The following is a 21,483-nucleotide window of genomic DNA, read 5'->3' on the forward strand; positions in this document are numbered from 1 at the left end:
GTAATGAGTATCGGATCGAGACTATACGGAGGGGCCCTCGCTCTCAGCCTGTGTCTGCCCATGGCGGCACACGGCGCCGAGGTCGCCAAACAGAAAGCGCCGACGCCGGTCAGCGCCTATGAGCTCTATCGTATCTATGGCGACAAGACCTGGACCTGGAACACCGGCGGCGGCCGTTTCTTCGATGACGGCCGGCGATTTATCGCCTGGAGCAATGACAAGGGTAAGCCGTCCTTCGCCGAAGGCAGATGGGTGGTCGACGATCTCGGCCAGCTCTGCATGCGTGCCACCTGGACGAATGCCGAGGGTGCGGCCCGCGCCAGCACCTGTTTCGGTCACCGCAAGATCGGCAACACGATCTATCAGCGGCGCCAGCCGGACGGCAAGTGGTACGTCTTCCGTCATGCATCGGTGCTCCCGGATGACGAGTTCCGCAAGCTCGTTCCCGTCGATACGGTCAGCGCGAAGGCGCGCGAACTGAAGCAGGTCCTGCTGAGCCAGGAAATAGCCCGAAAAGGAGGGTGAAGCCATGAAGAAGCTAATGAAAAACAACCTCTCGACCACCGCGATCGCGCTGCTGTTGTTGTGTCTCGCGGATCTTCCGGGCCGAAGCGAAGTGCAATATGCGGGCATTGCGCCAAACCCGGCGGCGGCCGTGCAGACGATTATCGACAAGCGCCCCGTCCTTCATGCCGACGGCATCAAGTTCGGGGCCTACGATCCGCACGGCGATTTCGGCGCGCAGGCGAATGTCGCGACCGAAGCCCTGTTCCTGCCGTGGGAGGACGTCGACCTCGAAACGTTGCGCGTCGCCGATGCCTATGCGCTGGCTAGAGGCCGCAACCTGCTGATCACTGTGGAGCCATGGTCCTGGGACGTCGATTGGCGGCTCACCTCCGCACAGCTTCGCGCAAAGGTCCTGCGCGGTGACTACGATGTCAACATGCGTTCGATCGCGCATATGATATCCGAGCTGAAAAGCCCGGTGATCGTCCGCTGGGGACAGGAGATGGAGGACAAGTCAGGGCGGTTCTCATGGTCCGGCTGGAGCCCGCAGGACTATATCACGGCCTACAAGCGGATGATGGACATTGTCCGCCAGGAGGCGCCTGGCACAGAGCTCATGTGGTCGCCGAAGGGAGAGCCTGGCCTCCAGGCCTATTATCCCGGCGACGATTATGTCGATCTCATCGGGCTCTCGGTCTTCGGTCTGCAGCGCTACGACGAGCTTGCCCACAATGAGCACCGGACGTTCTCGGAAGCATTGAAGCAGGGGTATGATCTCGTCGCCGGTTACGGAAAGCCCATCTGGGTGGCGGAGCTCGGCTATGAAGGCGGCGACGCCTATATCAGGCCGTGGATCGAAACTGCCACGTTGAAGCAGAACGCCTTCCCGAATCTGCAGGAAGTCGTCTATTTCAACGACCGGGATGTGCACGCATGGCCGTTCGATCTCGGCCGGCCGGACTGGCGCGTGGTCGAAAACCTGGACAGCAACTGATAGTCCGGAAAACAGAGGCCTGAAAAACGGAGAGGCCCGCCGGGGTGTTGCGGGCCTCTCCTCATGTCGGGCGACCGATCATCCCTTGATCGTTGCCTTACCCTCTTCGACGAGCCGGGTCGCCGCATCGGCGGGCGATATCCGTTCGAAGGCGAGTTCGTCACAAATCGGGCGCAGCACGCGCTGGTCGAATTGCGTTGCGCCCATCGGCACCGGCGGCGGATACTCGCCGACCTGATCCTTGAGCAGGTTCACGTATTTGACCGTTTCCTGCTCCGTCGGGTTGAGTTGCGGCAGGATGGCTTCACGGACGGTAGGCGACATTGGCACGCCGCGTTCCACACCGAGAATCTTGCCGGCTTCGGGATCATTGACAAAGAAGCTGATGAACTTCGCGGCAGCTTCGCCCTGCTTGGTCGTAGCGCCCACACTCCAGATCAGTGCCGGACGGTAATAATGGCCGGATGGTCCGCCCTTCTTTTCACGCGGCAGCATGGTGATGCCAAGCTTGTTCTTGATGATCAGCTGATAGCCGACCATCTGGTTTGAATAGGCCATGCCGATCACCGATTTGCCGAGACCAAGGCAATTGGTGTCGATCGTGTTTTGATCGAGGGTCTGCACGTCGGCAGCAACGGTGCCGCCCGCCTTACGCAGTTTCTCCCAGTAGTCGAACCATTCCCTGGCGTCGTCGGCCGTGAAGCCGAGCCCCACGCTTTCCCTCGCAAAGAGGCTCTTGCCGCGCTGGCGCAGCCAGGCATCGAACACATAGTTGTAGCGCGCCGCATAGGGGCCGCCGCCCTTGCCGGAGGACTTGGCGAGTTCTACGGCGAGCTTGGCGTACTCATCCCAGGTGAGGTCGGGCGTCGGCAACGGGATGCCTGCCTTTTCGAATTCGACTGTGTCGAAGAACATCGAGAAGGAGTTGAGGCCGAGGCCAACACCATAGAGTTTGCCGTCAATGGTGGTCAGTTTCAGCATGTCGGCGCCGAAGGACTGAACGTTCAGCGTGGAGGGGACAAATTCATCGAGCGGCAGGCAGGCGCCGCGCTTCGAATAGTCTGAGATTGTTCCTGGCTCGAGTTGGAAGATGTCGGCGATCGAGCGGCCGGCCATCTGCGTTGCGAGTTTCGTCCAGTAGCCGTCGCCCGACAGCGATTCGCCGACCAGAGTGACGCCAGGCGTCTTCGACTGATAAAGCTTGGCAACATCGAGCGTACGCTTGGCGCGGTCGTTGGACCCCCACCACATGGCACGCAGCTGTGCGTCTTCGGCAAAGGCCGGAATGGCGCTTCCGGCACCGAGGGCGAGACCGGCGGCCGCACCGGCTGAACCCATCAGAAATGAACGACGATTGACCTGCATGATATTCCTCCTTGTCCCAACTGCCCGCTGCCATCCTCCAACGGCATTATCGAGCACTTCGGCAAACAGATTACGCAAAAAAAATTTTATTGCAAGAAGCAACCATTTTCTTGCAAATTTGCATTATTTGCATAATGTTTGCCTATGAACGACCAAAAGATCAGACGGCCGCGTCAGGCCGATATAGCCACATTGGCCGGCGTTTCCGTTTCCACGGTGTCGCGCGTGCTCGCCAACGAACCTGGTATCAGCGATACCGTCCGGCGCCAGATATTGAAGGTGGCAGCCGAGAACGGCTATCCCGTCAAACCGGCTTCCGAAGCCGTTGCCGGCGGGCTGGCGTTGATTGCCAGCGACGGCGTCACCGGCACTCTCAGCGTCTTCTATGAAGCGATCGTCGACGGCCTGCGCGCCGGCGCTGCGGAAGCGGGCATGCCCTTCGACGTCCGGCTGGTCCGCGAAGATCGTATCACGCCGGATGCCGTGCGCGACTATATGCAGACCGCGGGAGCTGAAGGTCTCTTTCTCGTCGGTATCGATCCGAACGAGACGTTGCGTGGCTGGCTGCAAGCCAGCATGACACCGACCGTTCTTGTCAACGGCACCGATCCAAGGATGCAGTTTGACGGCGTTTCGCCGGCTAATTTCTTTGGCGCCTACGAGGCCACCCGCCGGCTGACCGAGACCGGCCATCGTCGGATCCTGCATCTGAGCGGCTCCCACCGCCACACGATCCGGGAGCGCGTGCGCGGCTTCGAGGCGGCGATCGCCGCCGTCCCCGGCGCAGAGGGCCGTCTCGTGTCCCTGACCCTTGACGGCAGCGCCAGCCGGGAGGCGCATGAACGCACCGCCGCCGCACTTGCCGAGGATGCCGGTTTTACCGCCGCTTTCTGTATGAATGATTTTATCGCCGTCGGCGTGCTCGAAGCCGTCACCGAGGCCGGGCTGCGTGTGCCGGAGGATTTCGCGATTGTCGGTTTCGACGATCTGCCCTGCGCGCTGATGACAAGTCCGCAGCTTTCCACCATGCGCGTCGACCGCGCTGCCCTCGGGCGCGAAGCCGTTTCGCTGATGCTGTCCCGCTTCCGCAACAGGACGGCCGCTGCGCGCCATATCTGCCAGGCGGTCATTCCCATTCCGGGAGGAACCGTTCCGAACATCGAAAACCCGTGAGTGATGCCGATGACCTATGATCCCGCCAGCGCCAACCCGCTCGCAGGCAATCCGCTGGAAACCCGCGCCGATATGAGCCGTGCGCTGCTTGCGCTCTTTGATCCGCTGCTTGCCTGTTTCTCGAACGGCAATGCCCGCGTCACCCTCAATGGCGGCGGCGCCCATTTCGACCGGGCAGCGGCCGATCTCGAAGGGTTCGCCCGCCCGCTCTGGGGATTAGCGCCGCTTGGCGCAGGCAAGGGCGACTTCGCCCATTGGCATCGTTTCGCCGAGGGTCTCGCAAATGGCACCGATCCCGCCCATCCGGAATATTGGGGAACGGTCAATGGCCGCGATCAGCGGATGGTCGAGCTTGCCGCTCTCGGTTTTGCCCTGGCACTGGTGCCCGAAAAAATCTGGGAGCCGCTCGATGCGCGCGCCCGCAGCAATGTCGTCGCCTATCTCAAGCATGTCAGGCAGTTCGATTATGCCGACAACAACTGGAAATTCTTCCGGATCTTCGTCGATATCGCGCTCGATCGTCTCGGCGCCGATTTCGACCGCAGCCTGACGCGGCAATATCTTGAGGAGCTCGAAGGCTTTTATATCGGCGACGGCTGGTATCGCGACGGAAACGTGCGCCGTATCGACCACTACATTCCCTTCGCCATGCATTTCTATGGCCTGATCTATTCGAAGCTCGTCGACGACGATTATGCAAAGCGCTACCGCGAGCGCGCGGTCCTCTTCGCCCGGGATTTCCGCCACTGGTTTGCCGCTGACGGGGCGACGATCCCCTTCGGCCGCAGCCTGACCTATCGTTTTGCCTGCGGCGGCTTCTGGTCCGCGCTCGCCTTTGCCGATGTCGAGGCTCTGCCCTGGGGCGAGGTCAAGCATCTCTGCCTGCAGCATCTGCGCTGGTGGAAGGACAAGCCGATTGCCGATCGCGACGGCGTGCTGTCGATCGGCTTCGGCTATCCGAACCTGCTGATGTCGGAGAGTTACAATTCCGCCGGCTCGCCCTACTGGGCCTTCAAGGCCTTCCTGCCGCTGGCGGTCGCTGAGGATCACCCATTCTGGACGGCGAAGGAAAAAGTGCCGGAGCAGGCGCCTGATATCGTTCCCCAGCGTCATCCCGGCATGGTGATCATGCGGGCGGGCGGCGATGTCGTGGCGCTGTCTTCCGGCCAGGAAAACCTGCAGATGCGGTGCGGCACGGAAAAATATGCGAAGTTTGCTTATTCCGCTCGATACGGCTTCAGTGTCGAGGCCGATGAGCGTGCCTTTGCGCTTGCCGCCTTCGATTCAGCGCTTGCCTTCAGCGATGACGGCCTTCACTACCGCGTGCGCGAAACGAACGAGGAAGCCAGGCTCGCAGGCGACGTGCTCTATGCGAAATGGTCGCCTTTCCCAGATGTCGACGTCGAAACCTGGCTCGTGCCGGCCGCACCCTGGCACATCCGCCTCCACCGGATCAGGACAAGCCGGCCGTTGCGGATTGCCGAAGGCGGATTTGCCATCGGCCGCCGGGATTTCGAGCTGGATACGCTATCCGCGTCGAATGGGGTTGCCTATGCGATCGGCGAAGCCGATTTCACCGGCATTCTCGATCTCGGCTCTTCGGTCAAACGTTCGGGGCTTGTCCAGAAGGCAATGCCCAATACCAATGTGATCGTCGCGAAAACCCTCGTGCCGCAGCTGCGCGGGCAGATTCCGGCCGGTGAAACCATCCTGGTGACGGCAGTGCTGGCACTTGACGATCCCGCTGCTGTCTCGTCTGTCTGGTCGAATCCGCCGAAAGCGCCTGACATTGCAGCGGTGGAGGCCCTGGTGAAGGAAAAGGGCGTGACAGTCAGCGCCATCGAAGCACCGGGACAGATGCCATGAGCCAGCCGGCCATCGTCTTTGCCATGCAACCGTCGCGCACGGAGCATGTGCTGCCGGATGAGGTCCTGCGCCGGCTGAGTGGCATCGGTCGCCTGCTGGATCCCAAACCGCTGCAGCGCTTCGACGACGAGCGTGCGAGACGTCTGCTGGCCCAAGCCGAAATCCTGATCACCGGCTGGGGCGGGCCTTATGTCGGGCCCGAAATCCTCGCCGCGGCGCCGCATCTTAAGCTCATCGTCCATGCGGCGGGCACGGTCAAAGGCGTCATCGACGACACCATCTTCGAAGCCGGCATCCCGGTCAGCCATTCGGCCGAGGCCAATGCCGTGCCGGTGGCCGAATTCACGCTGGCGGCGATCATCTTCGCCGGCAAGCGCGTTTTCCGTTTCCGCGATCTCTACGTCGCCGACCGAAACCGCAACCGCACCCATCCCATGCAGCGCGAAGCGATCGGAAATTACCGCCGCACCGTCGGCATTGTCGGCGCTTCGCGCATCGGCCGGCGCGTCATCGAGCTGTTGAAACCCTTTGACTATAGACTGCTGCTTGCCGATCCGACGCTTGATGCCGCCGAGGCAGCCGGCCTCGGAACGGAAAAGGTCGATCTCGACGAACTGATGCGGCAAGCGGACATCGTTTCCCTGCATGCGCCGTCGCTGCCGTCGACGCGGCATATGATCGATGCGCGAAGGCTGTCGCTGATGAAGGACGGCGCGACGCTCATCAACACGGCGCGCGGCATTCTCATCGATGAGGCCGCGCTGCTTTCGGCGCTCAAGACCGGCCGTATCGACGCGGTCCTCGATGTCACCGATCCGGAGATCCCGGAGGCGGGTTCGGCTTTCTACGATCTGCCGAACGTCTTTCTGACACCGCACATTGCCGGCGCTATTGGATTGGAACGGACGCGCCTCGGCGAGATGGCAGTGGACGAGATCGAGCGCTTCGTGACCGGTCAGCCGCTGCTCTACCAGATCCATCAGGCAAATCTCGAAAACATCGCCTGAGGCGCGTCGAGCGGCTTAGAGTTCGGAATTGCGTAAAAACAAAGAGATAGAGCATTTCCGTGATTCGGAGAAAAACGGAAACCCTCTAGGCAACAGGCATCAGCGCGACGTCCTCAGCGAATTTGGCGAACCGTCATTGGCAAGTTCGGGCATGAGATCGGCAATGTTGACCACCTTGCCGGTGCGCGAACTCGTCAGCGCGGCAATGCCGCAAAGCACGGACATGGCGCCCGCCCGCGTGCCGGCGCGCTGGGCGAGCCTGTCTTCCATATCGGGTTTGAAGATCATGTTGCGCATCCGGTCGTCGCCGCCGTAGTGGCCGCCTGTGAAATGCGGAACGACGATGCGCTCCACCGCCTCTTTGCCGTTCGGGAAATTGCGGATGAGGAGGATGGTGTCCTCCTTCGGCTCTTCCCAGGGCTGGGCCTCATATTGACGAAGCTCAATGCGCCCTTTGGTGCCGTTGAAGGCAAGGTGATGGCCTTCGATCGGTTGGAAGGTGTTCAGCGAATAAGAGACATGGACGTTGTTGCGGTAACGGAGCGACACCACCATCGTATCAGGAATGTCGATGTCCTCGCGGAAGACGCAGCCGTCTCGGAAGTAGCCGTCGATCTTCGAGGGATCCTCGTAGAGTGAATCGAGGAAGGGATCGGCCTCGAGATCGAGGTAGTAGTCGCATTCATGCGTGTGCGGACAGAGCTTGCAGCGCGGGCCGCGGAACGGGCCCTTGCGACCGTAATTCTGCAAGTCGGCGAAGGAGGTGACGGCGTCGGGATCGCTGTCGAGATACCAATTCAGCAGATCGAAATGATGGGTCGCCTTGTGGACGAACAGACTGCCGGAATTTTCCGTATAGGCATGCCAGCGGCGGAAGTAGTCGGCGCCGTGCTTGGTGTTCAGATACCAGTGGAAGTCGACCGAGGTGACCCGGCCGATTTCGCCGGCATTGAGCAGTTCCTTGATCTTCGCAGCCGTCGGCGCATAGCGATAGTTGAAGGACACGTCGACCCGGCGACCCGTGCGCTTTTCGGCATCCAGAATCCGGCGAATCTTTTCGACCGAGGTCGTCATTGGCTTTTCGGTAATGACGTCGATGCCGGACTCCAGCGCCCGCACGACAATGTCGTCATGCGTATGGTCGGGCGTACAGACGATGACCAGATCCGGCTTCTGCTCGTTGAGCATCGAATCGATGTTTTCGTAGAGCGGTGCATTGCTGCCGATCATGTTGCGCGCGCGTTCCCCGCGCAGCGAATTCTTCTCGACGATCGCGGTCAGGTCGACATGCTCGCGCCAGCCGGCAAGCAGATCCTTGCCCCACATGGTGGTGCCGCGGTTTCCCGTACCGATCAGGGCAAAACGGCGTTTTTCCATCGAATGATCCTCCTGCATGCGTGATGAAACAAATACTGAAAATCAGGCCTAAAGCGCGTCGCGATCTTTCAGATTCGCGTGGCCCGCGCTTCAGGTCTTTGGTTTTTCGCACATCATGGTCGCAAAACCGCTGCACACTCTTGTGCGACATGCTTTAGCAGCAGCTCCTGAAGCGCTCGACGCAGGTGGCGATCACTTCCTCGGCCGGGCGTTTCCACCAGTTTTCGGCCGAAAAGATCTCCACCTCCTGCGCGCCGAAGAAACCGGCGGTCTCCACCATCCGTCTTATGCCTTTGAGGTCGATCACACCATCGCCCATCATGCCGCGGTCGAGCAGCATGTCCTTTGTCGGCACCAGCCAGTCGCAGATGTGATGGGCAAAGATGCGTTTCATGCGCCCGGCGCGGGCAATCTGGTTGGCAAGATCGGGGTCCCACCAGACGTGATAGACATCGACAGCAACGCCGACATGCTCCCCGAGCTGCTCGCACATGTCGAGCGCCTGGCCGAGTGTATTCACGCAGGCACGGTCGGCGGCATACATTGGATGCAGCGGCTCGATAGCGAGCTTTACACCCGAGGCCTGCGCATGCGGCAGCACGGCGGCGATGCCGTCGAACACCATCTGGCGGGCGGCGACGATGTCCTTCGAACTGCCCGGCAGGCCGCCGACGACGAGCACGAGGCAATCGGCTGAAAATGCCGCCGCTTCGTCGATGGCACGCCTGTTGTCGTCGAGATTTTTCTGCCAGTCGGCATCGTTTGCCGCCGGGAAGAAGCCGCCGCGGCAAAGCCCGGTCAGCTTGATGCCGTTGGATTTGACGATACGCACCGCTTCATCGAGACCGACCTTGGCAACCTGGTCGCGCCAGGGCGCGATCGCGGTGATGCCGTGTTTCAGGCAGATATCGACGGCCTGGGCAAAGCCGCACTGTTCGCGGATCGTCGCCAGATTGATCGAAAGCCCTTCGACCTGCATGTCATTCTCCTCCCATCACCTCAGCGCTTCAGTTGACGCCGTGGACGGCGAGCACTTGACGCATGCGGCTTGCAGCAAGTTCGGGATCTGCCAGAACCCGTGCCTTGTCGGCCAAGCGGAAGAGTTCGGCCAGATGCGTCAGCGAGCGGGTGCTCTGCTGGCCGCCGACCATGACAAAATGGTCCTGCAGGCCGTTGAGATAGGCGAGGAAGACGACGCCGGTCTTGTAGAAGCGGGTCGGCGCCTTGAAGATGTGGCGCGACAGCGGCACGGTCGGCTCCAGCAGATCGAAGAATTCATGGTTGCTCTTGCGGCCGAGCGCTTCGAGGGCTGCCGAGGCTGCCGGCGCGATCGCATCGAAAATGCCGAGCAGCGCGTCGGAATGGCCTTCTTCGTCGCCGGCAATCAGTTCGGCATAGTTGAAATCGTCGCCGGTATACATGCGCACGCCGTTCGGCAACCGGCGGCGCATCGCCACTTCCTTCTCCTTGGAGAGCAGCGAGATCTTGATGCCGTCGACCTTGTCGGCATGGGCTTCGATCACCTCAAGGCAGGTGGACATGGCTTGGATATGATCACCATTGCCCCAATAACCCTCGAGTGCCGGATCGAACATTTCCCCGAGCCAATGGATGATGACGGGTTCCCTGACCTGGCGGAGGATGCGGTCATAGACGCTTACATAGTCGTCCGGTCCTTTGGCGGCGGCGGCAAGCGCCCGGCTTGCCATCAGGATGATGCGGCCGCCGGCCGCCTCCACCGTTTCGATCTGCTCCTCGTAGGCCCTGAGGATCGTGTCGATAGTGACGTCAGGTCCCGGCGTCAGATGGTCGGTGCCGGCGCCGCAGGCGATCAGCGCGTCCTTGCGCCCGGCCGCCTCACTGAGCGCCCGGCGGATGAGGTCGCGCGCATCCGGCCAGCCGAGGCCCATGCCGCGCTGCGCCGTATCCATCGCTTCGGCAACGCCGAGGCCGAGATCCCAGAGCCGATGGCGGAAGGCGAGCGTCCGCTCCCAATCGATTGCCGGCGTCAGCCACGGATCGTTGTCGGCGAGCGGATCGGCGACGACATGGGCCGCGGCAAAGGCGATGCGTGGAAAGGCCTTGGCGTCGCGCTTGGCGAGCGCGATCGGCGTGCCTGTCAGCGTGTAGGGGACGATCGTGCCGTCAAGAGGGAGATTGATCGTCGTCACGGCTCAGAACTCCAGTGCGGGAACATCGAGCCAGCGGCGCTCGGCCCATGATTTCAGGCCGAGTTCGGCAAGCTGTACGCCCTTGGCGCCGGCTTCCAGGCCATAGGGCCACGGCGCATCTTCGACGACATGGCGGATGAACATTTCCCACTGGGCCTTGAAGCCGTTGTCGAATGGCTGCGTGTCAGGAACCTCGTCCCAGGTCTTGTAGAAGTCGATCGTTTGCGGCTGGTCCGGGTTCCAGACTGGCTTCGGCGTGTTGACGCGGTGCTGGCTCCAGCATTTCGTCAGGCCGGCGACGGCCGAACCATGTGTGCCGTCGACCTGGAAGGTGACGAGGTCGTCGCGGCGGACGCGAACGGCCCAGGAGGAATTGATCTGCGCGATCGCGCCGCCTTCGAGCTCGAAGGTCGCATAGGCCGCATCGTCCGTGTCGCAATCATAGGGCTTGCCCTGCTCGTCGATGCGCCGGCCGATATGAGTGGCGCCGAGGCAGGAGACAGCCTTGACCTCCCCGAACAGATTGTCGAGCACGTAGCGCCAGTGGCAGAGCATGTCGAGAATAATGCCGCCGCCGTCGCCCTTGCGGTAGTTCCAGGACGGGCGCTGAGCCGGCACGCCCCAATCGCCTTCGAAAACCCAGTAGCCGAATTCGCCGCGCACCGAGAGGATCTTGCCGAAGAAGCCGGAATCCCTGAGCAGCGCCAGCTTACGCAGGCCGGGCAGGAAGAGCTTGTCCTGCACGACGCCGTGCTTGAGGCCGGAGCCGCGCGCCTTGCGCGCAAGGTCGAGTGCCACCTGCAGATCGTCGGAGATCGGCTTTTCGCAATAAACATGCTTGCCGGCATCGAGCGCCTTGGACAGCAGCTCGGCTCGCATCAGCGTCGTGCCGGCGTCGAAGAAGATCGTGTCGTCGGGATTGGCAAGAGCCGCATCGAGATCGGTCGACCAGCGCTTGATGCCGTGCTTCTTCGCCAACTCTTCCATCTTGGCGCCGTTGCGGCCGACGATGATCGGGTCGATCTCGAGTTTCTCGCCCGATTTGAGCGTGATGCCGCCCTGGTCGCGGAAAGCGAGAATCGAACGCACCAGGTGCTGATTGTACCCCATGCGGCCGGTGACGCCGTGCAAGATGATCCCCAAGCGTGCCATTTTTTCCTCCCAGCAATCTTTTGCGGCGGGAGCGGGCATCCTGGCCCGGCCCTCCCAAGCCGGTAACTAAACAGTTACTTGATGGCAGAAGATCGGAGCGGCTGTCAATAGTCAAATCCGATTTTCGAGACCAGGAAAGGCTCTAACGCTTGATCGAGGCGAGCGTGACGTGGACGATATGCCTCTCCCAGGCATTGAGATGGGTCGGCTCGATCAGGTCGCGGCCGAAGATCGTCGACAGCGTGTACTGGTTGGAAAGGTAGAAATAACCGAGCGAGGCGATCGTCAGGTAGACATGCAGGGGATCGGCGGTCTGGATGAAGACGCCCTGCTTCTTTCCCTGCTCGAGCACTTGAGAAAGCTCACCGATCAAATGTGAATGCAGTTCCTTGAGCCGGACGGACTGACGCAGCCAGCGGGCGCGATGCAGATTTTCCGTGCCGAGCAGGCTGAGAAATTCCGGATGCTGGAGAAAATAACGCCAGGTGAAGAGTGCCAGTTCGCCGATGCCTTCCTCCGGGCTGCGGTCGCCGATATGAAGCGCGCGCTCGGCGGTGCGGATGCCGACATAGGCTTCTTCGAGCACCTTGAGGTAGAGCTGCTCCTTGTCGCCGAAATAATGATAGAGCATCCGCTTGTTGGTGCCAGCGCGCTCGGCGATCGCATCGACGCGAGCCCCACCCATGCCGTTTTCAGCGAATTCCCGGGTTGCCGCTTCGAGGATCGCAGCGCGTGTCCGCTCCGGATCGCGGTGGGCCGTCCGTTCCGCGACCGGGCGTCGAGACCGTTTCTTCGCCCCCTTCTCCCCGCTGTCGTTCATCTCTCCACCTCCGTCTTCACATGTTGCGCTCATAAGCCTTCGGTGCGAAATTGTAAAAACCGAATTTGAACGGCCCGCGAGCGACACCGCTTGACACGCTCGCCGCTTTGCCCGTAGCTTGTAACCAATTAGTTATTTATGCAAGGGTAACTAGGTTCGGAAGCGTGTGGAGGCGCTTCCCTTTGGAGGAGGAAAAAATGAGCCTACGTGTAAGCAGACGTAATTTCGTTGCGGGAGGAGCGACGCTTCTTTCGCTCTCGGCGCTGGGAACCAGCGCTTTGGCACAGGAAACGCGCCTGCGTCTCCTGTGGTGGGGCTCGCAGCCGCGCGCCGATCGCACCAACAAGGTATCGCAGCTCTATCAGACGAAGAAGCCGGGCACGTCGATCACCGGCGAATTCCTCGGCTGGGGCGACTATTGGCCGCGCCTTGCGACCCAGGTCGCCGGCCGCAACGCGCCCGATGTCATCCAGATGGACTATCGCTATATCGTCCAGTATGCGCGGCGCGGCGCGCTCGCCCCGCTCGAATCCTATATGCCGGCCAAGCTCAACCTCGACGATTTCGACAAGGCGCAGATCGAAGGCGGCAGTGTCGACGGCCACCTCTACGGCGTCAGCCTCGGGGCGAATTCGGCGGCCACGGTCCTGAACACCACTGCCTTCAAGGAGGCCGGCGTCGATCTGCCGACCCAGGCAACCACCTGGGAAGAATTCGGCCGCATTGGTGCGGAGATCACCAAGGCGGGCAAACGCAAGGGCATGTTCGGCATGGCCGACGGCAGCGGCGGTGAACCACTGTTCGAAAATTGGCTGCGTCAGCGCGGCAAGGCGCTTTATACTGCCGACGGCAAGATCGCCTTCGGCGTGGACGATGCCTCGGAATGGTACGACATGTGGGCCAAGTTCCGGGCTGCCGGCGCCTGCGTTCCTGCCGATGTCCAGGCCCTCGATAAGAACGATATCGAAACCAACACGGTATCGCTCGGCAAGTCGGCCGCTGGTTTCGCCCATTCCAACCAGTTCGTCGCCTATCAGGCAATGAACAAGGACAAGCTGGCGCTGACCAACTACATGCGCGTCAAGGCGGATTCGAAGGGCGGCCACTACCGCAAGCCGTCGATGTTCTTCTCGGTCTCCGCCCAGTCGAAAGCTGTGGACCTGGCCGTGGACTACGTCAATTTCTTCGTCAAGGATCCCGAGGCAGCGCTGCTTCTGGATGTCGAACGCGGCATTCCCGAATCGAGCGCCATGCGTGAGGTCGTCGCGGCGAAGCTCGACGAGAACGGCAAGATTGCGCTGGCCTATGTCAGCGGCCTTGGCGAACTCGCCGGCAAATTGCCGCCGCCACCGCCCGCCGGCGCCGGTGAAGGCGAGCTGACCCTACGCAACATCGCCGAACAAGTGGCCTTTGGACAGGTATCTCCTTCCGATGGCGGCAAACAGCTTGTCGATGAAATCACGCAGATTCTCGCACGAGGCTGATCCCGTATGAGCAATGCGATGCGCACGCCCGCAGGGGCCATAAATGTGGAAAGATATCAGGGGGCCGTGGCCGAAGGACGCTTCAGGCGTCTCTGGAATGCCAATGCTCCCGGCTATCTCTTCCTTCTTCCGTGGCTCATCGGCTTTTTCGGGCTGACGCTCGGGCCGGCCCTGATTTCGCTCTACCTCTCCTTCACCGACTTCGACATGCTACAGTCGCCGAGGTGGGTTGGAATGGCGAATTATGTGCGCATCGCCACGGCCGATCCGAAATTCTCGGCCGCCATGCACGTCACTCTGACTTATGTCGTCTTCTCTGTGCCGTTCAAACTGACCTTCGCCTTGCTGGTCGCCATGGCCCTGAACCGCGGCCTGCGTGGGCTGTCGATCTACCGCGCCATCTTCTATCTCCCCTCATTGCTGGGCGGCAGCGTGGCGATCGCCGTGCTCTGGCGTCAGCTTTTCGCCAGCGATGGCCTCGTCAATGCCGCACTCTCGCATTTCGGCATCGAAGGCCCAAGCTGGATCTCGCATCCGAACTATTCGATCTACACGCTGGTGGCTCTGTCGGTCTGGCAGTTCGGCTCGCCGATGATTATTTTCCTGGCCGGCCTGCGCCAGATCCCGCAGGATATGTATGAGGCCGCCAGCCTCGACGGCGCCTCGAAGTTCCGGCAATTCTACAAGATCACGCTGCCACTTCTGACCCCGGTGATCTTCTTCAACGCCGTCGTCCAGACGATTGAAGCCTTCAAGGCATTCACACCAGCCTTCATCATCTCCGGCGGCACGGGCGGTCCGATCAATTCGACGCTCTTCTACACGCTCTACCTCTATCAGGAAGCCTTCGGCAATTTCCGCATGGGCTACGCCTCGGCACTCGCCTGGATCCTGGTGGTGATCATCGCGATCTTCACCGCCTTCTCCTTCCTGACCTCACGTTATTGGGTGCACTACGATGACTGAGATGACCGCTTCCGTCACTGCGGCCAGGCCGCCATCCGACATCACCAAACGCAGCCTGCCGGCGTCGCTCATCATCCACGCCCTGCTGATCGCCGCTTCACTTCTCATGCTCTATCCGCTGTTGTGGATGGTTTCGGCATCGGTAAGGCCGGAAAACGAGATCTTCTCGTCGACCTCGCTCATCCCGTCGTCGATCGATCTCTCCTCCTATGCGCGCGGTTGGGTCGGTCTCGATGTCAGCTTCGGCCGGTTCTTCTGGAATTCGCTCGTCATTTCGCTGCTGGTGGTGACGGGTAATGTCATCGCCTGTTCGCTGACCGCCTTCGCCTTCGCGCGGCTGCGTTTTGCCGGCCGGAACTTCTGGTTCGCGATCATGCTCGGCACGTTGATGATCCCCTACCATGTGACGCTGATCCCGCAATATGTACTCTTCCTCAACCTCGGCTGGGTGAACACCATCCTGCCGCTTGTTGTGCCGAAGTTCCTGGCAAGCGATGCCTTCTTCATCTTCCTCATGGTGCAGTTCTTCCGCGGCATCCCGCGCGAACTCGATGAGGCGGCGATGATGGATGGCTGCAGCGCTTGGCGCATCTATTGGAAGATCATGCTGCCGCTATCGCTGCCGGTTTTGGCAACGGCCGCCATCTTCTCCTTCATCTGGACCTGGGACGATTTCTTCGGTCCGCTGATCTACCTGAACGATATGAACACCTACACGATCCAGCTCGGCCTGCGCACTTTCGTGGATTCCACCAGTGCATCGGATTGGGGCGGTTTGTTCGCCATGTCGACCCTGACGCTCGTGCCGGTCTTCTTCTTCTTCCTGTTCTTCCAGCGCCTGCTGATCGAGGGCATCGCCACAACGGGCATGAAGCGTTGATGGCGATAACGGGAAAGAGCGACATGAGCATCAGGACGGTCGCGATCGTTGGTTGCGGTATCGGCCGCTCCCATATCGTCGAGGGTTACCTGCCGCATTCCGACAAGTTCAAGGTCGTGGCGATCTGCGACCTGAACGAGCAGCGCATGGCAGCGGTCGGCGACGAGTTCGGCATCGAACGACGTACGACTTCCTTCGCGGAACTGCTGGCCGACGACACGATCGACATCATCGATATCTGCACTCCTCCCGGCATCCATCTGGAACAGGTGGTCGCAGCCCTGGCTGCCGGTAAACATGTCGTCTGCGAAAAGCCGCTGACGGGCTCGCTTGCCGCTGTCGATACCATCATGGCAGCGGAAAAGACCGCCAAAGGCGTGCTGATGCCGATCTTCCAGTACCGTTACGGCGACGGCATCCAGAAGGCCAAGCGGATCATCGACGCCGGTATTGCTGGCAAGCCCTATAGCGCTTCGGTCGAAACCTTCTGGCTGCGCAAGCCGGAATATTACGCCGTGCCTTGGCGCGGCAAATGGGCGACGGAGCTCGGCGGCGTTCTCGTCACCCATGCGCTGCATCTGCACGACATGCTGATGCATCTGATGGGGCCTGCGGCAAGGGTCTTCGGCCGCGTCGCCACCCGTGTCAATGATATCGAGGTCGAGGATTGTGCCTCCGCCAGCCTGCTGATGGAAAACGGCGCCTTTGTCTCGCTTTCCTGCACCCTTGGTTCGCAGGAGCAGATTAGCCGGCTCAGGCTGCATTTCGAGAATGTCACTTTCGAAAGCAGCCACGAGCCCTATACGCCAGGTAAGGATCCCTGGAAGATCATCGCCGCGAATGACGACGTCCGGGAACAGATCGACAAGGTGGTTGGCGACTGGCAGCCGGTTGCGCCGCGTTTCACCACCCAGATGGGCCAGTTCCACGCCTTCCTCAGCGGCCATGCGCCGCTGCCGGTGACGACGGTGGATGCCCGCCGTGCACTGGAACTCGTCACGGCCATCTACCAGTCTTCCGACAGCGGCGCTGACGTGCCGCTGCCGGTCGGCCCCGACAGTCCGAAATACGCCGATTGGCGCGCAAGAACGAAGTAACCGACAAAATAAAAAGAGAGGGTTTTGAGAAGATGGCAACCAGTGTCGTTCTTCAGAAGGTCGAGAAGCGCTACGGCGCGATGGATGTGATCCATGGCATCGACCTGACGATCGATCCCGGCGAATTCGTCGTTTTTGTCGGCCCCTCCGGCTGCGGAAAATCGACCCTTCTGCGCATGATTGCCGGCCTTGAGGAGATTTCGGGCGGCGCGCTGCTGCTCGACAGCGAGCGCATGAACGAGGTGGCGCCGGCCAAGCGCGGCATCGCCATGGTCTTCCAGTCCTATGCGCTCTATCCCCATATGTCGGTTTACAAGAACCTCGCCTTCGGCCTGGAGACGGCGGGTTACAAGAAGGCCGATATCCAGCCGAAAGTGAAGCGCGCCGCCGAGATCCTGCAGATCGAGAAGCTGTTGGAGCGCAAGCCGAAGGCGCTCTCCGGCGGCCAGCGCCAGCGTGTCGCGATCGGCCGCGCCATCGTGCGCGAGCCGCGCATCTTCCTGTTCGACGAGCCGCTGTCGAACCTCGATGCCGAACTGCGCGTGCAGATGCGCGTCGAGATTTCCCGCCTGCACCGCAGCCTCGGCAATACGATGATCTATGTCACCCATGACCAGGTCGAAGCCATGACGATGGCGGACAAGATCGTGGTGTTGAATTCCGGCCGTATCGAGCAGGTCGGCGCGCCGCTCGATCTCTATAACAATCCGGCCAACCGCTTCGTCGCCGGTTTCATCGGCAGCCCGAAGATGAATTTCCTGAAGGCCCGCATCGAGCAGGTCGGCGAGGCCGAAACCAGCATCCATGTCTGCGGCAATTCCGTCCGCCTGCCGCGCCGCCTGAACGGCGGGGCGGGAGAGGACGTCACGTTCGGCATCCGTCCCGAGCATCTTTCGCTGGCCGAAGGTACAATCGCGCTCTCGACCGTCAACGTCGATCTCGTTGAAAATCTCGGCGGTGCCACCATGCTCTACACCACGACGCCGGATAACCAACTCCTGACCGTCGCGCTTGACGGCCAGCAGAAGGTGGAGCGCGGCGCCAATGTGAAGGCCTCCTTCGATCCGGCCCGCTGTCACGTCTTCGACGCGGCCGGCAAGACGATCTAAGCGCACCGCCGCTTGACATCAGATCCTCCTCTGCCCCATCATTTCGGAAGGGGTCGCTAGAACAGGATGATTTTAGGCCGGGTCGGCCTAAAATCTGAATCCTGTTCTAAGTTAAATAGTTAGAGCATGATGTCGTCCGAAAACCGCTCACACTTTTCGGCATCATGCTCTGGGGGATAAGCATGACGCCTGAAGATAGGATTCATGCGCTTGGTATCTGGCAGGGCCCGATCGAAATCTCGCCGATAGCAGGCGGCATCACCAACAGGAATTATCTGGTCAGCGACGCCGTCGCGCGCTGCGTGGTTAGGCTCGGCACCGATATTCCGATCCACCACATCAGCCGGCAGAACGAGCTTGCCGCAAGCCGTGCCGCCCATGCAGCCGGTATTTCGCCGGCGGTCATCCACCATTCGCCGGGCGTCCTGGTGCTCGAATATATCGAGGCAAGAGCGCTTTCGCCGGAGGATATCAGGAGGCCGCAAATGCTGGCCCAGGTCGTGCCGCTGGTCCGCGCTTGCCATCGCGACATCGCCCGGCATTTCCGCGGCCAGGCGATGATCTTCTGGGTCTTCCACGTCATCCGCGACTACGCCGCCAATCTGAAGGCGTCGAAGAGCGCCTATCTTCCGTTGCTGCCGGGGCTCCTCGGCAGGGCTGATATGTTGGAAGAAGCGGCAGGACCTTTCGAGATCGCCTTCGGCCACAACGACCTGCTGGCCGCCAACTTTCTCGATGACGGCAAACGGCTCTGGCTGATCGACTGGGACTATGCCGGTTTCAACACGCCGCTTTTCGATCTTGGCGGATTGGCCTCCAACAACGAACTCTCGGAAGAGGCCGAGCGCACGATGCTGGAGACCTATTTCGACCAGCCGCTGACCGATAATCTCAGCAGGCGCTATGCCGCGATGAAATGCGCCTCGCTGCTGCGCGAGGCGCTCTGGAGCATGATTTCGGAAATTCATTCCACCATTGATTTCGATTACGCCGGCTACACCGCCGAAAATATCGCGCGCTTCGAGCGCGCCTATCAAGCCTTTGAACAGGACCAATAAATGACGAAGGAATTACCGAAGACGGCGAAGGCCGTGGTCATCGGCGGCGGCATCATCGGCTGCTCGACGGCCTATCATCTCGGCAAGCTTGGCTGGACCGATACCGTCCTGCTGGAGCGCAAGAAGCTTACGTCGGGCACCACCTTCCACGCCGCCGGCCTCGTCGGCCAGCTGCGCACCAGCGCCAACATCACCCAGCTTCTTGGCTATTCGGTCGATCTCTACAAGCGGCTGGAGGCGGAAACGGGTCTCGGCACCGGCTGGAAGATGAATGGCGGCCTGCGCCTTGCCTGTAATGAGGAACGCTGGACCGAGGTCAGGCGCCAGGCGACTACCGCCCAGTCCTTCGGCCTCGAAATGCAGTTGCTGACCCCGCAGGAAGCCTTCGATCTCTGGCCGCTAATGACAACAGACGATCTCGTCGGCGCCGCCTTCCTCCCAACCGACGGCCAGGCCAATCCCTCCGACATCACCCAGGCGCTGGCAAAGGGCGCTCGCATGTCAGGCGTTTCGATCTTCGAGGATATGGAAGTCCTCGACCTTGAAATCGACAAGGGAAAGATCCGCGCCGTCGTCACGGCGCAAGGGCGCATCGAATGCGAGCGCGTCGTCGTCTGCGCCGGCCAATGGACGCGCGCCTTCGCCGCCCGCTTCGGCGTCAACGTACCGCTGGTCTCCGTCGAGCATCAATACATCATCACCGAATCCTTCGGCGTACCCTCCAACCTGCCGACGCTGCGCGATCCCGATCGCCTGACCTACTATAAGGAGGAGGTCGGGGGCATCGTCATGGGCGGCTACGAGCCGAACCCCATTCCCTGGGCAAAGAGCGGCATCCCCGAGGGTTTCCACTACACGCTGCTCGACAGCAATTTCGACCATTTCGAACAGATCATGGAACAGGCACTCGGCCGCGTCCCGGCGCTGGAAAATGTCGGCGTCAAGCAGCTGCTGAACGGCCCGGAAAGCTTCACGCCGGATGGTAACTTCATTCTCGGCGAGGCCCCGGAGCTGAAGAATTTCTTCGTCGGCGCTGGTTTCAACGCCTTCGGCATCGCCTCGGCTGGCGGCGCCGGCATGGCGCTTGCCGAATGGGTGACAAAGGGCGAACCGCCTTATGATCTCTGGCCGGTCGATATCCGCCGTTTCGGCCGGCCGCATTTCGATACCGACTGGGTGCGGACACGCACGCTCGAAGCCTATGGCAAACATTACACCATGGCCTGGCCGTTCGAGGAACATTCGAGCGGCCGCCCCTGCCGCAAATCGCCGCTCTATGACCGGCTGAAGGCGCAGGGCGCCTGTTTCGGCGAAAAGCTTGGCTGGGAAAGGCCGAACTGGTTTGCCGATCTCTTCGCCAACGAGGAGCCGAAGGATATCTACAGCTACACCAGGCAGAACTGGTTCGACGCCGTCGGCCGCGAGCATAAGGCCGTGCGCGAAGCGGCCGTCATCTTCGACCAGACCTCCTTTGCCAAATTCGTGCTGAAGGGCAGGGATGCCGAGGCAGCGCTGTCCTGGATCGCCGCCAACGATGTCGCAAGGCCTGTGGGATCGCTTGTCTACACGCAGATGCTGAACGACAAGGGCGGCATCGAATGCGACGTGACGGTCGCCCGCATCGCCGAGAACGAATATTACATCGTCACCGGTACCGGCTTCGCCACCCATGACTTCGACTGGATCGCACGCAATATCCCGGCGGCAATGCATGCCGAGCTGGTCGACGTCACCTCAGCCTATTCCGTGCTGTCGCTGATGGGACCGAATTCGCGCGCCGTGCTGGAAAAGGTAACGGGCAGCGATGTCTCGAATGCTGCCTTCCCCTTCGGCAAGGTCAGGACCATCGGCATATCGGGCTGCCCGGTGCGGGCGCTGCGCATCACCTATGTCGGCGAGCTCGGCTACGAACTGCATGTTCCCATCGAGTATGCGACCACGGTCTATGACGTGCTGATGGCATCAGGCGGCGAGCTCGGCCTCGTCAATGCCGGCTACCGCGCCATTGAGAGCTGCCGCCTGGAAAAGGGTTATCGCGCCTGGGGACCAGACATCGGTCCCGACCATACGCCTGTTGAAGCCGGTCTCGGCTGGGCGGTGAAGATGCGAAAGAATATTCCGTTCCGCGGCCGTGAGGCGATCGAACGGCAGCTTGCGGGCGGGGTAAAGAAGCGCCTCGCCTGCTTCATTCCGGAGGATGCCGATGCCGTGCTGCTCGGCCGCGAAACGATTTATCGCGACGGCAAGCGCGTCGGCTGGCTGTCGAGCGGCGGCTTCGGTTATACGCTGGGCAAGCCGATCGGCTACGGCTACGTCCGCAATCCCGACGGCGTGACCGAGGATTTCGTCCTCTCCGGCACCTATGAGCTTGATGTCGCGCGGGAACGCATCCCCTGCAAGGTGTCGCTGTCGCCGCTCTACGATCCGGATATGGCGCGCATCAAGGCGTAGCCGGGT

Annotated in this window: 18 protein-coding genes; 12 read left to right on the plus strand and 6 right to left on the minus strand. The window is 61.3% G+C overall.

The genetic code is table 11. The annotated features are described in order from the left end of the window. The first annotated feature begins 3 nt into the window (after window positions 1-3). Both ACD590_RS22735 and ACD590_RS22740 read left to right on the plus strand, forming a co-directional pair. Window positions 4-525 (plus strand): DUF995 domain-containing protein, encoded by a 522-nt coding sequence (locus ACD590_RS22735; protein WP_439003401.1) that lies wholly within the window; start codon window positions 4-6, stop codon window positions 523-525. Window positions 526-529: 4 nt separating this feature from the next. Then, window positions 530-1,501: a glycoside hydrolase family 26 protein gene (locus ACD590_RS22740; RefSeq protein WP_130718450.1), complete on the plus strand. Its 972-nt coding sequence runs from the start codon at window positions 530-532 to the stop codon at window positions 1,499-1,501. A gap of 78 nt (window positions 1,502-1,579) precedes the next feature. On the opposite strand, the gene ACD590_RS22745 is transcribed toward ACD590_RS22740, so the two are convergent. After that, entirely contained in the window at window positions 1,580-2,866 is a 1,287-nt protein-coding gene (locus ACD590_RS22745; protein ID WP_439003402.1) for an ABC transporter substrate-binding protein, read from the minus strand. Window positions 2,867-3,010: 144 nt separating this feature from the next. Between ACD590_RS22745 and ACD590_RS22750 the strand changes: the two genes are divergently transcribed. From ACD590_RS22750 to ACD590_RS22760, 3 genes are read left to right on the plus strand one after another with little or no spacing between them, the layout of a single operon-like run. Then, a complete protein-coding gene (locus tag ACD590_RS22750) occupies window positions 3,011-4,039 on the plus strand; it encodes a LacI family DNA-binding transcriptional regulator (RefSeq protein WP_130769248.1) in 1,029 nt (342 codons plus the stop codon). A 9-nt stretch (window positions 4,040-4,048) separates the two neighbouring features. Continuing rightward, window positions 4,049-5,905: a DUF2264 domain-containing protein gene (locus ACD590_RS22755; protein WP_130769250.1), complete on the plus strand. Its 1,857-nt coding sequence runs from the start codon at window positions 4,049-4,051 to the stop codon at window positions 5,903-5,905. Then, the gene (locus ACD590_RS22760) at window positions 5,902-6,912 is read left to right on the plus strand and encodes a hydroxyacid dehydrogenase (protein ID WP_130769252.1); all 1,011 of its coding nucleotides are present in this window, start codon (window positions 5,902-5,904) and stop codon (window positions 6,910-6,912) included. The genes ACD590_RS22755 and ACD590_RS22760 overlap by 4 nt, the downstream gene beginning before the upstream one ends. Window positions 6,913-7,011: 99 nt before the next feature. On the opposite strand, the gene ACD590_RS22765 is transcribed toward ACD590_RS22760, so the two are convergent. The 5 genes from ACD590_RS22765 to ACD590_RS22785 all read right to left on the minus strand — a co-directional run bounded on the left by ACD590_RS22765 (window position 7,012) and on the right by ACD590_RS22785 (window position 12,432). Next, complete coding sequence (locus tag ACD590_RS22765) at window positions 7,012-8,289, minus strand: Gfo/Idh/MocA family protein (RefSeq protein ID WP_065276724.1); 1,278 nt, start codon at window positions 8,287-8,289, stop codon at window positions 7,012-7,014. Window positions 8,290-8,443: 154 nt separating this feature from the next. Next, the gene (locus tag ACD590_RS22770; RefSeq protein WP_065276725.1) at window positions 8,444-9,268 is read right to left on the minus strand and encodes a sugar phosphate isomerase/epimerase family protein; all 825 of its coding nucleotides are present in this window, start codon (window positions 9,266-9,268) and stop codon (window positions 8,444-8,446) included. A 28-nt stretch (window positions 9,269-9,296) separates the two neighbouring features. Next, the gene (locus tag ACD590_RS22775; RefSeq protein ID WP_183619923.1) at window positions 9,297-10,460 is read right to left on the minus strand and encodes a dihydrodipicolinate synthase family protein; all 1,164 of its coding nucleotides are present in this window, start codon (window positions 10,458-10,460) and stop codon (window positions 9,297-9,299) included. A 3-nt stretch (window positions 10,461-10,463) separates the two neighbouring features. Then, the gene (locus ACD590_RS22780) at window positions 10,464-11,612 is read right to left on the minus strand and encodes a Gfo/Idh/MocA family protein (RefSeq protein ID WP_130769256.1); all 1,149 of its coding nucleotides are present in this window, start codon (window positions 11,610-11,612) and stop codon (window positions 10,464-10,466) included. 142 nt (window positions 11,613-11,754) lie between these two features. Continuing rightward, window positions 11,755-12,432 (minus strand): TetR/AcrR family transcriptional regulator, encoded by a 678-nt coding sequence (locus tag ACD590_RS22785; RefSeq protein WP_018448053.1) that lies wholly within the window; start codon window positions 12,430-12,432, stop codon window positions 11,755-11,757. Between the two features lie 197 nt (window positions 12,433-12,629). Between ACD590_RS22785 and ACD590_RS22790 the strand changes: the two genes are divergently transcribed. The 7 genes from ACD590_RS22790 (at window position 12,630) to ACD590_RS22820 (ending at window position 21,477) form a co-directional block, all read left to right on the plus strand. Continuing rightward, a complete protein-coding gene (locus tag ACD590_RS22790; RefSeq protein WP_026230929.1) occupies window positions 12,630-13,916 on the plus strand; it encodes an ABC transporter substrate-binding protein in 1,287 nt (428 codons plus the stop codon). Between the two features lie 6 nt (window positions 13,917-13,922). Beyond that, window positions 13,923-14,882, plus strand: a complete 960-nt coding sequence (locus tag ACD590_RS22795; RefSeq protein ID WP_018244229.1) for a carbohydrate ABC transporter permease — start codon at window positions 13,923-13,925, stop codon at window positions 14,880-14,882. Further along, window positions 14,875-15,762 carry a carbohydrate ABC transporter permease gene (locus tag ACD590_RS22800; protein ID WP_027682265.1) on the plus strand — a complete coding sequence of 296 codons (888 nt, stop codon included), beginning with the start codon at window positions 14,875-14,877 and terminating at the stop codon, window positions 15,760-15,762. Before ACD590_RS22795 ends, ACD590_RS22800 begins: the two co-directional genes overlap by 8 nt. Beyond that, the gene (locus ACD590_RS22805; protein ID WP_439003403.1) at window positions 15,762-16,859 is read left to right on the plus strand and encodes a Gfo/Idh/MocA family protein; all 1,098 of its coding nucleotides are present in this window, start codon (window positions 15,762-15,764) and stop codon (window positions 16,857-16,859) included. Before ACD590_RS22800 ends, ACD590_RS22805 begins: the two co-directional genes overlap by 1 nt. 32 nt (window positions 16,860-16,891) lie before the next feature. Continuing rightward, window positions 16,892-17,968 (plus strand): ABC transporter ATP-binding protein, encoded by a 1,077-nt coding sequence (locus ACD590_RS22810; protein ID WP_131605374.1) that lies wholly within the window; start codon window positions 16,892-16,894, stop codon window positions 17,966-17,968. Window positions 17,969-18,150: 182 nt separating this feature from the next. Then, window positions 18,151-19,026 (plus strand): phosphotransferase, encoded by an 876-nt coding sequence (locus tag ACD590_RS22815; RefSeq protein ID WP_028731880.1) that lies wholly within the window; start codon window positions 18,151-18,153, stop codon window positions 19,024-19,026. Further along, window positions 19,027-21,477, plus strand: coding sequence for a GcvT family protein (locus ACD590_RS22820; protein WP_018244234.1), 2,451 nt, complete (start codon window positions 19,027-19,029; stop codon window positions 21,475-21,477). The last annotated feature ends 6 nt before the right edge of the window (window positions 21,478-21,483 follow it).

This window comes from Rhizobium sp. 862_C5_N1_2 (genome assembly GCF_051811205.1).
GTDB lineage: Bacteria > Pseudomonadota > Alphaproteobacteria > Rhizobiales > Rhizobiaceae > Rhizobium > Rhizobium leguminosarum.

What these genes read in the sequence shown, in the direction of transcription:
- ACD590_RS22735 (WP_439003401.1), top strand. Translation starts at nt 4, where the DNA reads ATGAGTATCGGATCGAGACTATACGGAGGGGCCCTCGCTCTCAGCCTG.
- ACD590_RS22740 (WP_130718450.1), top strand. Translation starts at nt 530, where the DNA reads ATGAAGAAGCTAATGAAAAACAACCTCTCGACCACCGCGATCGCGCTG.
- ACD590_RS22745 (WP_439003402.1), bottom strand. Translation starts at nt 2,866, where the DNA reads ATGCAGGTCAATCGTCGTTCATTTCTGATGGGTTCAGCCGGTGCGGCC.
- ACD590_RS22750 (WP_130769248.1), top strand. Translation starts at nt 3,011, where the DNA reads ATGAACGACCAAAAGATCAGACGGCCGCGTCAGGCCGATATAGCCACA.
- ACD590_RS22755 (WP_130769250.1), top strand. Translation starts at nt 4,049, where the DNA reads ATGACCTATGATCCCGCCAGCGCCAACCCGCTCGCAGGCAATCCGCTG.
- ACD590_RS22760 (WP_130769252.1), top strand. Translation starts at nt 5,902, where the DNA reads ATGAGCCAGCCGGCCATCGTCTTTGCCATGCAACCGTCGCGCACGGAG.
- ACD590_RS22765 (WP_065276724.1), bottom strand. Translation starts at nt 8,289, where the DNA reads ATGGAAAAACGCCGTTTTGCCCTGATCGGTACGGGAAACCGCGGCACC.
- ACD590_RS22770 (WP_065276725.1), bottom strand. Translation starts at nt 9,268, where the DNA reads ATGCAGGTCGAAGGGCTTTCGATCAATCTGGCGACGATCCGCGAACAG.
- ACD590_RS22780 (WP_130769256.1), bottom strand. Translation starts at nt 11,612, where the DNA reads ATGGCACGCTTGGGGATCATCTTGCACGGCGTCACCGGCCGCATGGGG.
- ACD590_RS22785 (WP_018448053.1), bottom strand. Translation starts at nt 12,432, where the DNA reads ATGAACGACAGCGGGGAGAAGGGGGCGAAGAAACGGTCTCGACGCCCG.
- ACD590_RS22790 (WP_026230929.1), top strand. Translation starts at nt 12,630, where the DNA reads ATGAGCCTACGTGTAAGCAGACGTAATTTCGTTGCGGGAGGAGCGACG.
- ACD590_RS22795 (WP_018244229.1), top strand. Translation starts at nt 13,923, where the DNA reads ATGAGCAATGCGATGCGCACGCCCGCAGGGGCCATAAATGTGGAAAGA.
- ACD590_RS22800 (WP_027682265.1), top strand. Translation starts at nt 14,875, where the DNA reads ATGACTGAGATGACCGCTTCCGTCACTGCGGCCAGGCCGCCATCCGAC.
- ACD590_RS22805 (WP_439003403.1), top strand. Translation starts at nt 15,762, where the DNA reads ATGGCGATAACGGGAAAGAGCGACATGAGCATCAGGACGGTCGCGATC.
- ACD590_RS22810 (WP_131605374.1), top strand. Translation starts at nt 16,892, where the DNA reads ATGGCAACCAGTGTCGTTCTTCAGAAGGTCGAGAAGCGCTACGGCGCG.
- ACD590_RS22815 (WP_028731880.1), top strand. Translation starts at nt 18,151, where the DNA reads ATGACGCCTGAAGATAGGATTCATGCGCTTGGTATCTGGCAGGGCCCG.
- ACD590_RS22820 (WP_018244234.1), top strand. Translation starts at nt 19,027, where the DNA reads ATGACGAAGGAATTACCGAAGACGGCGAAGGCCGTGGTCATCGGCGGC.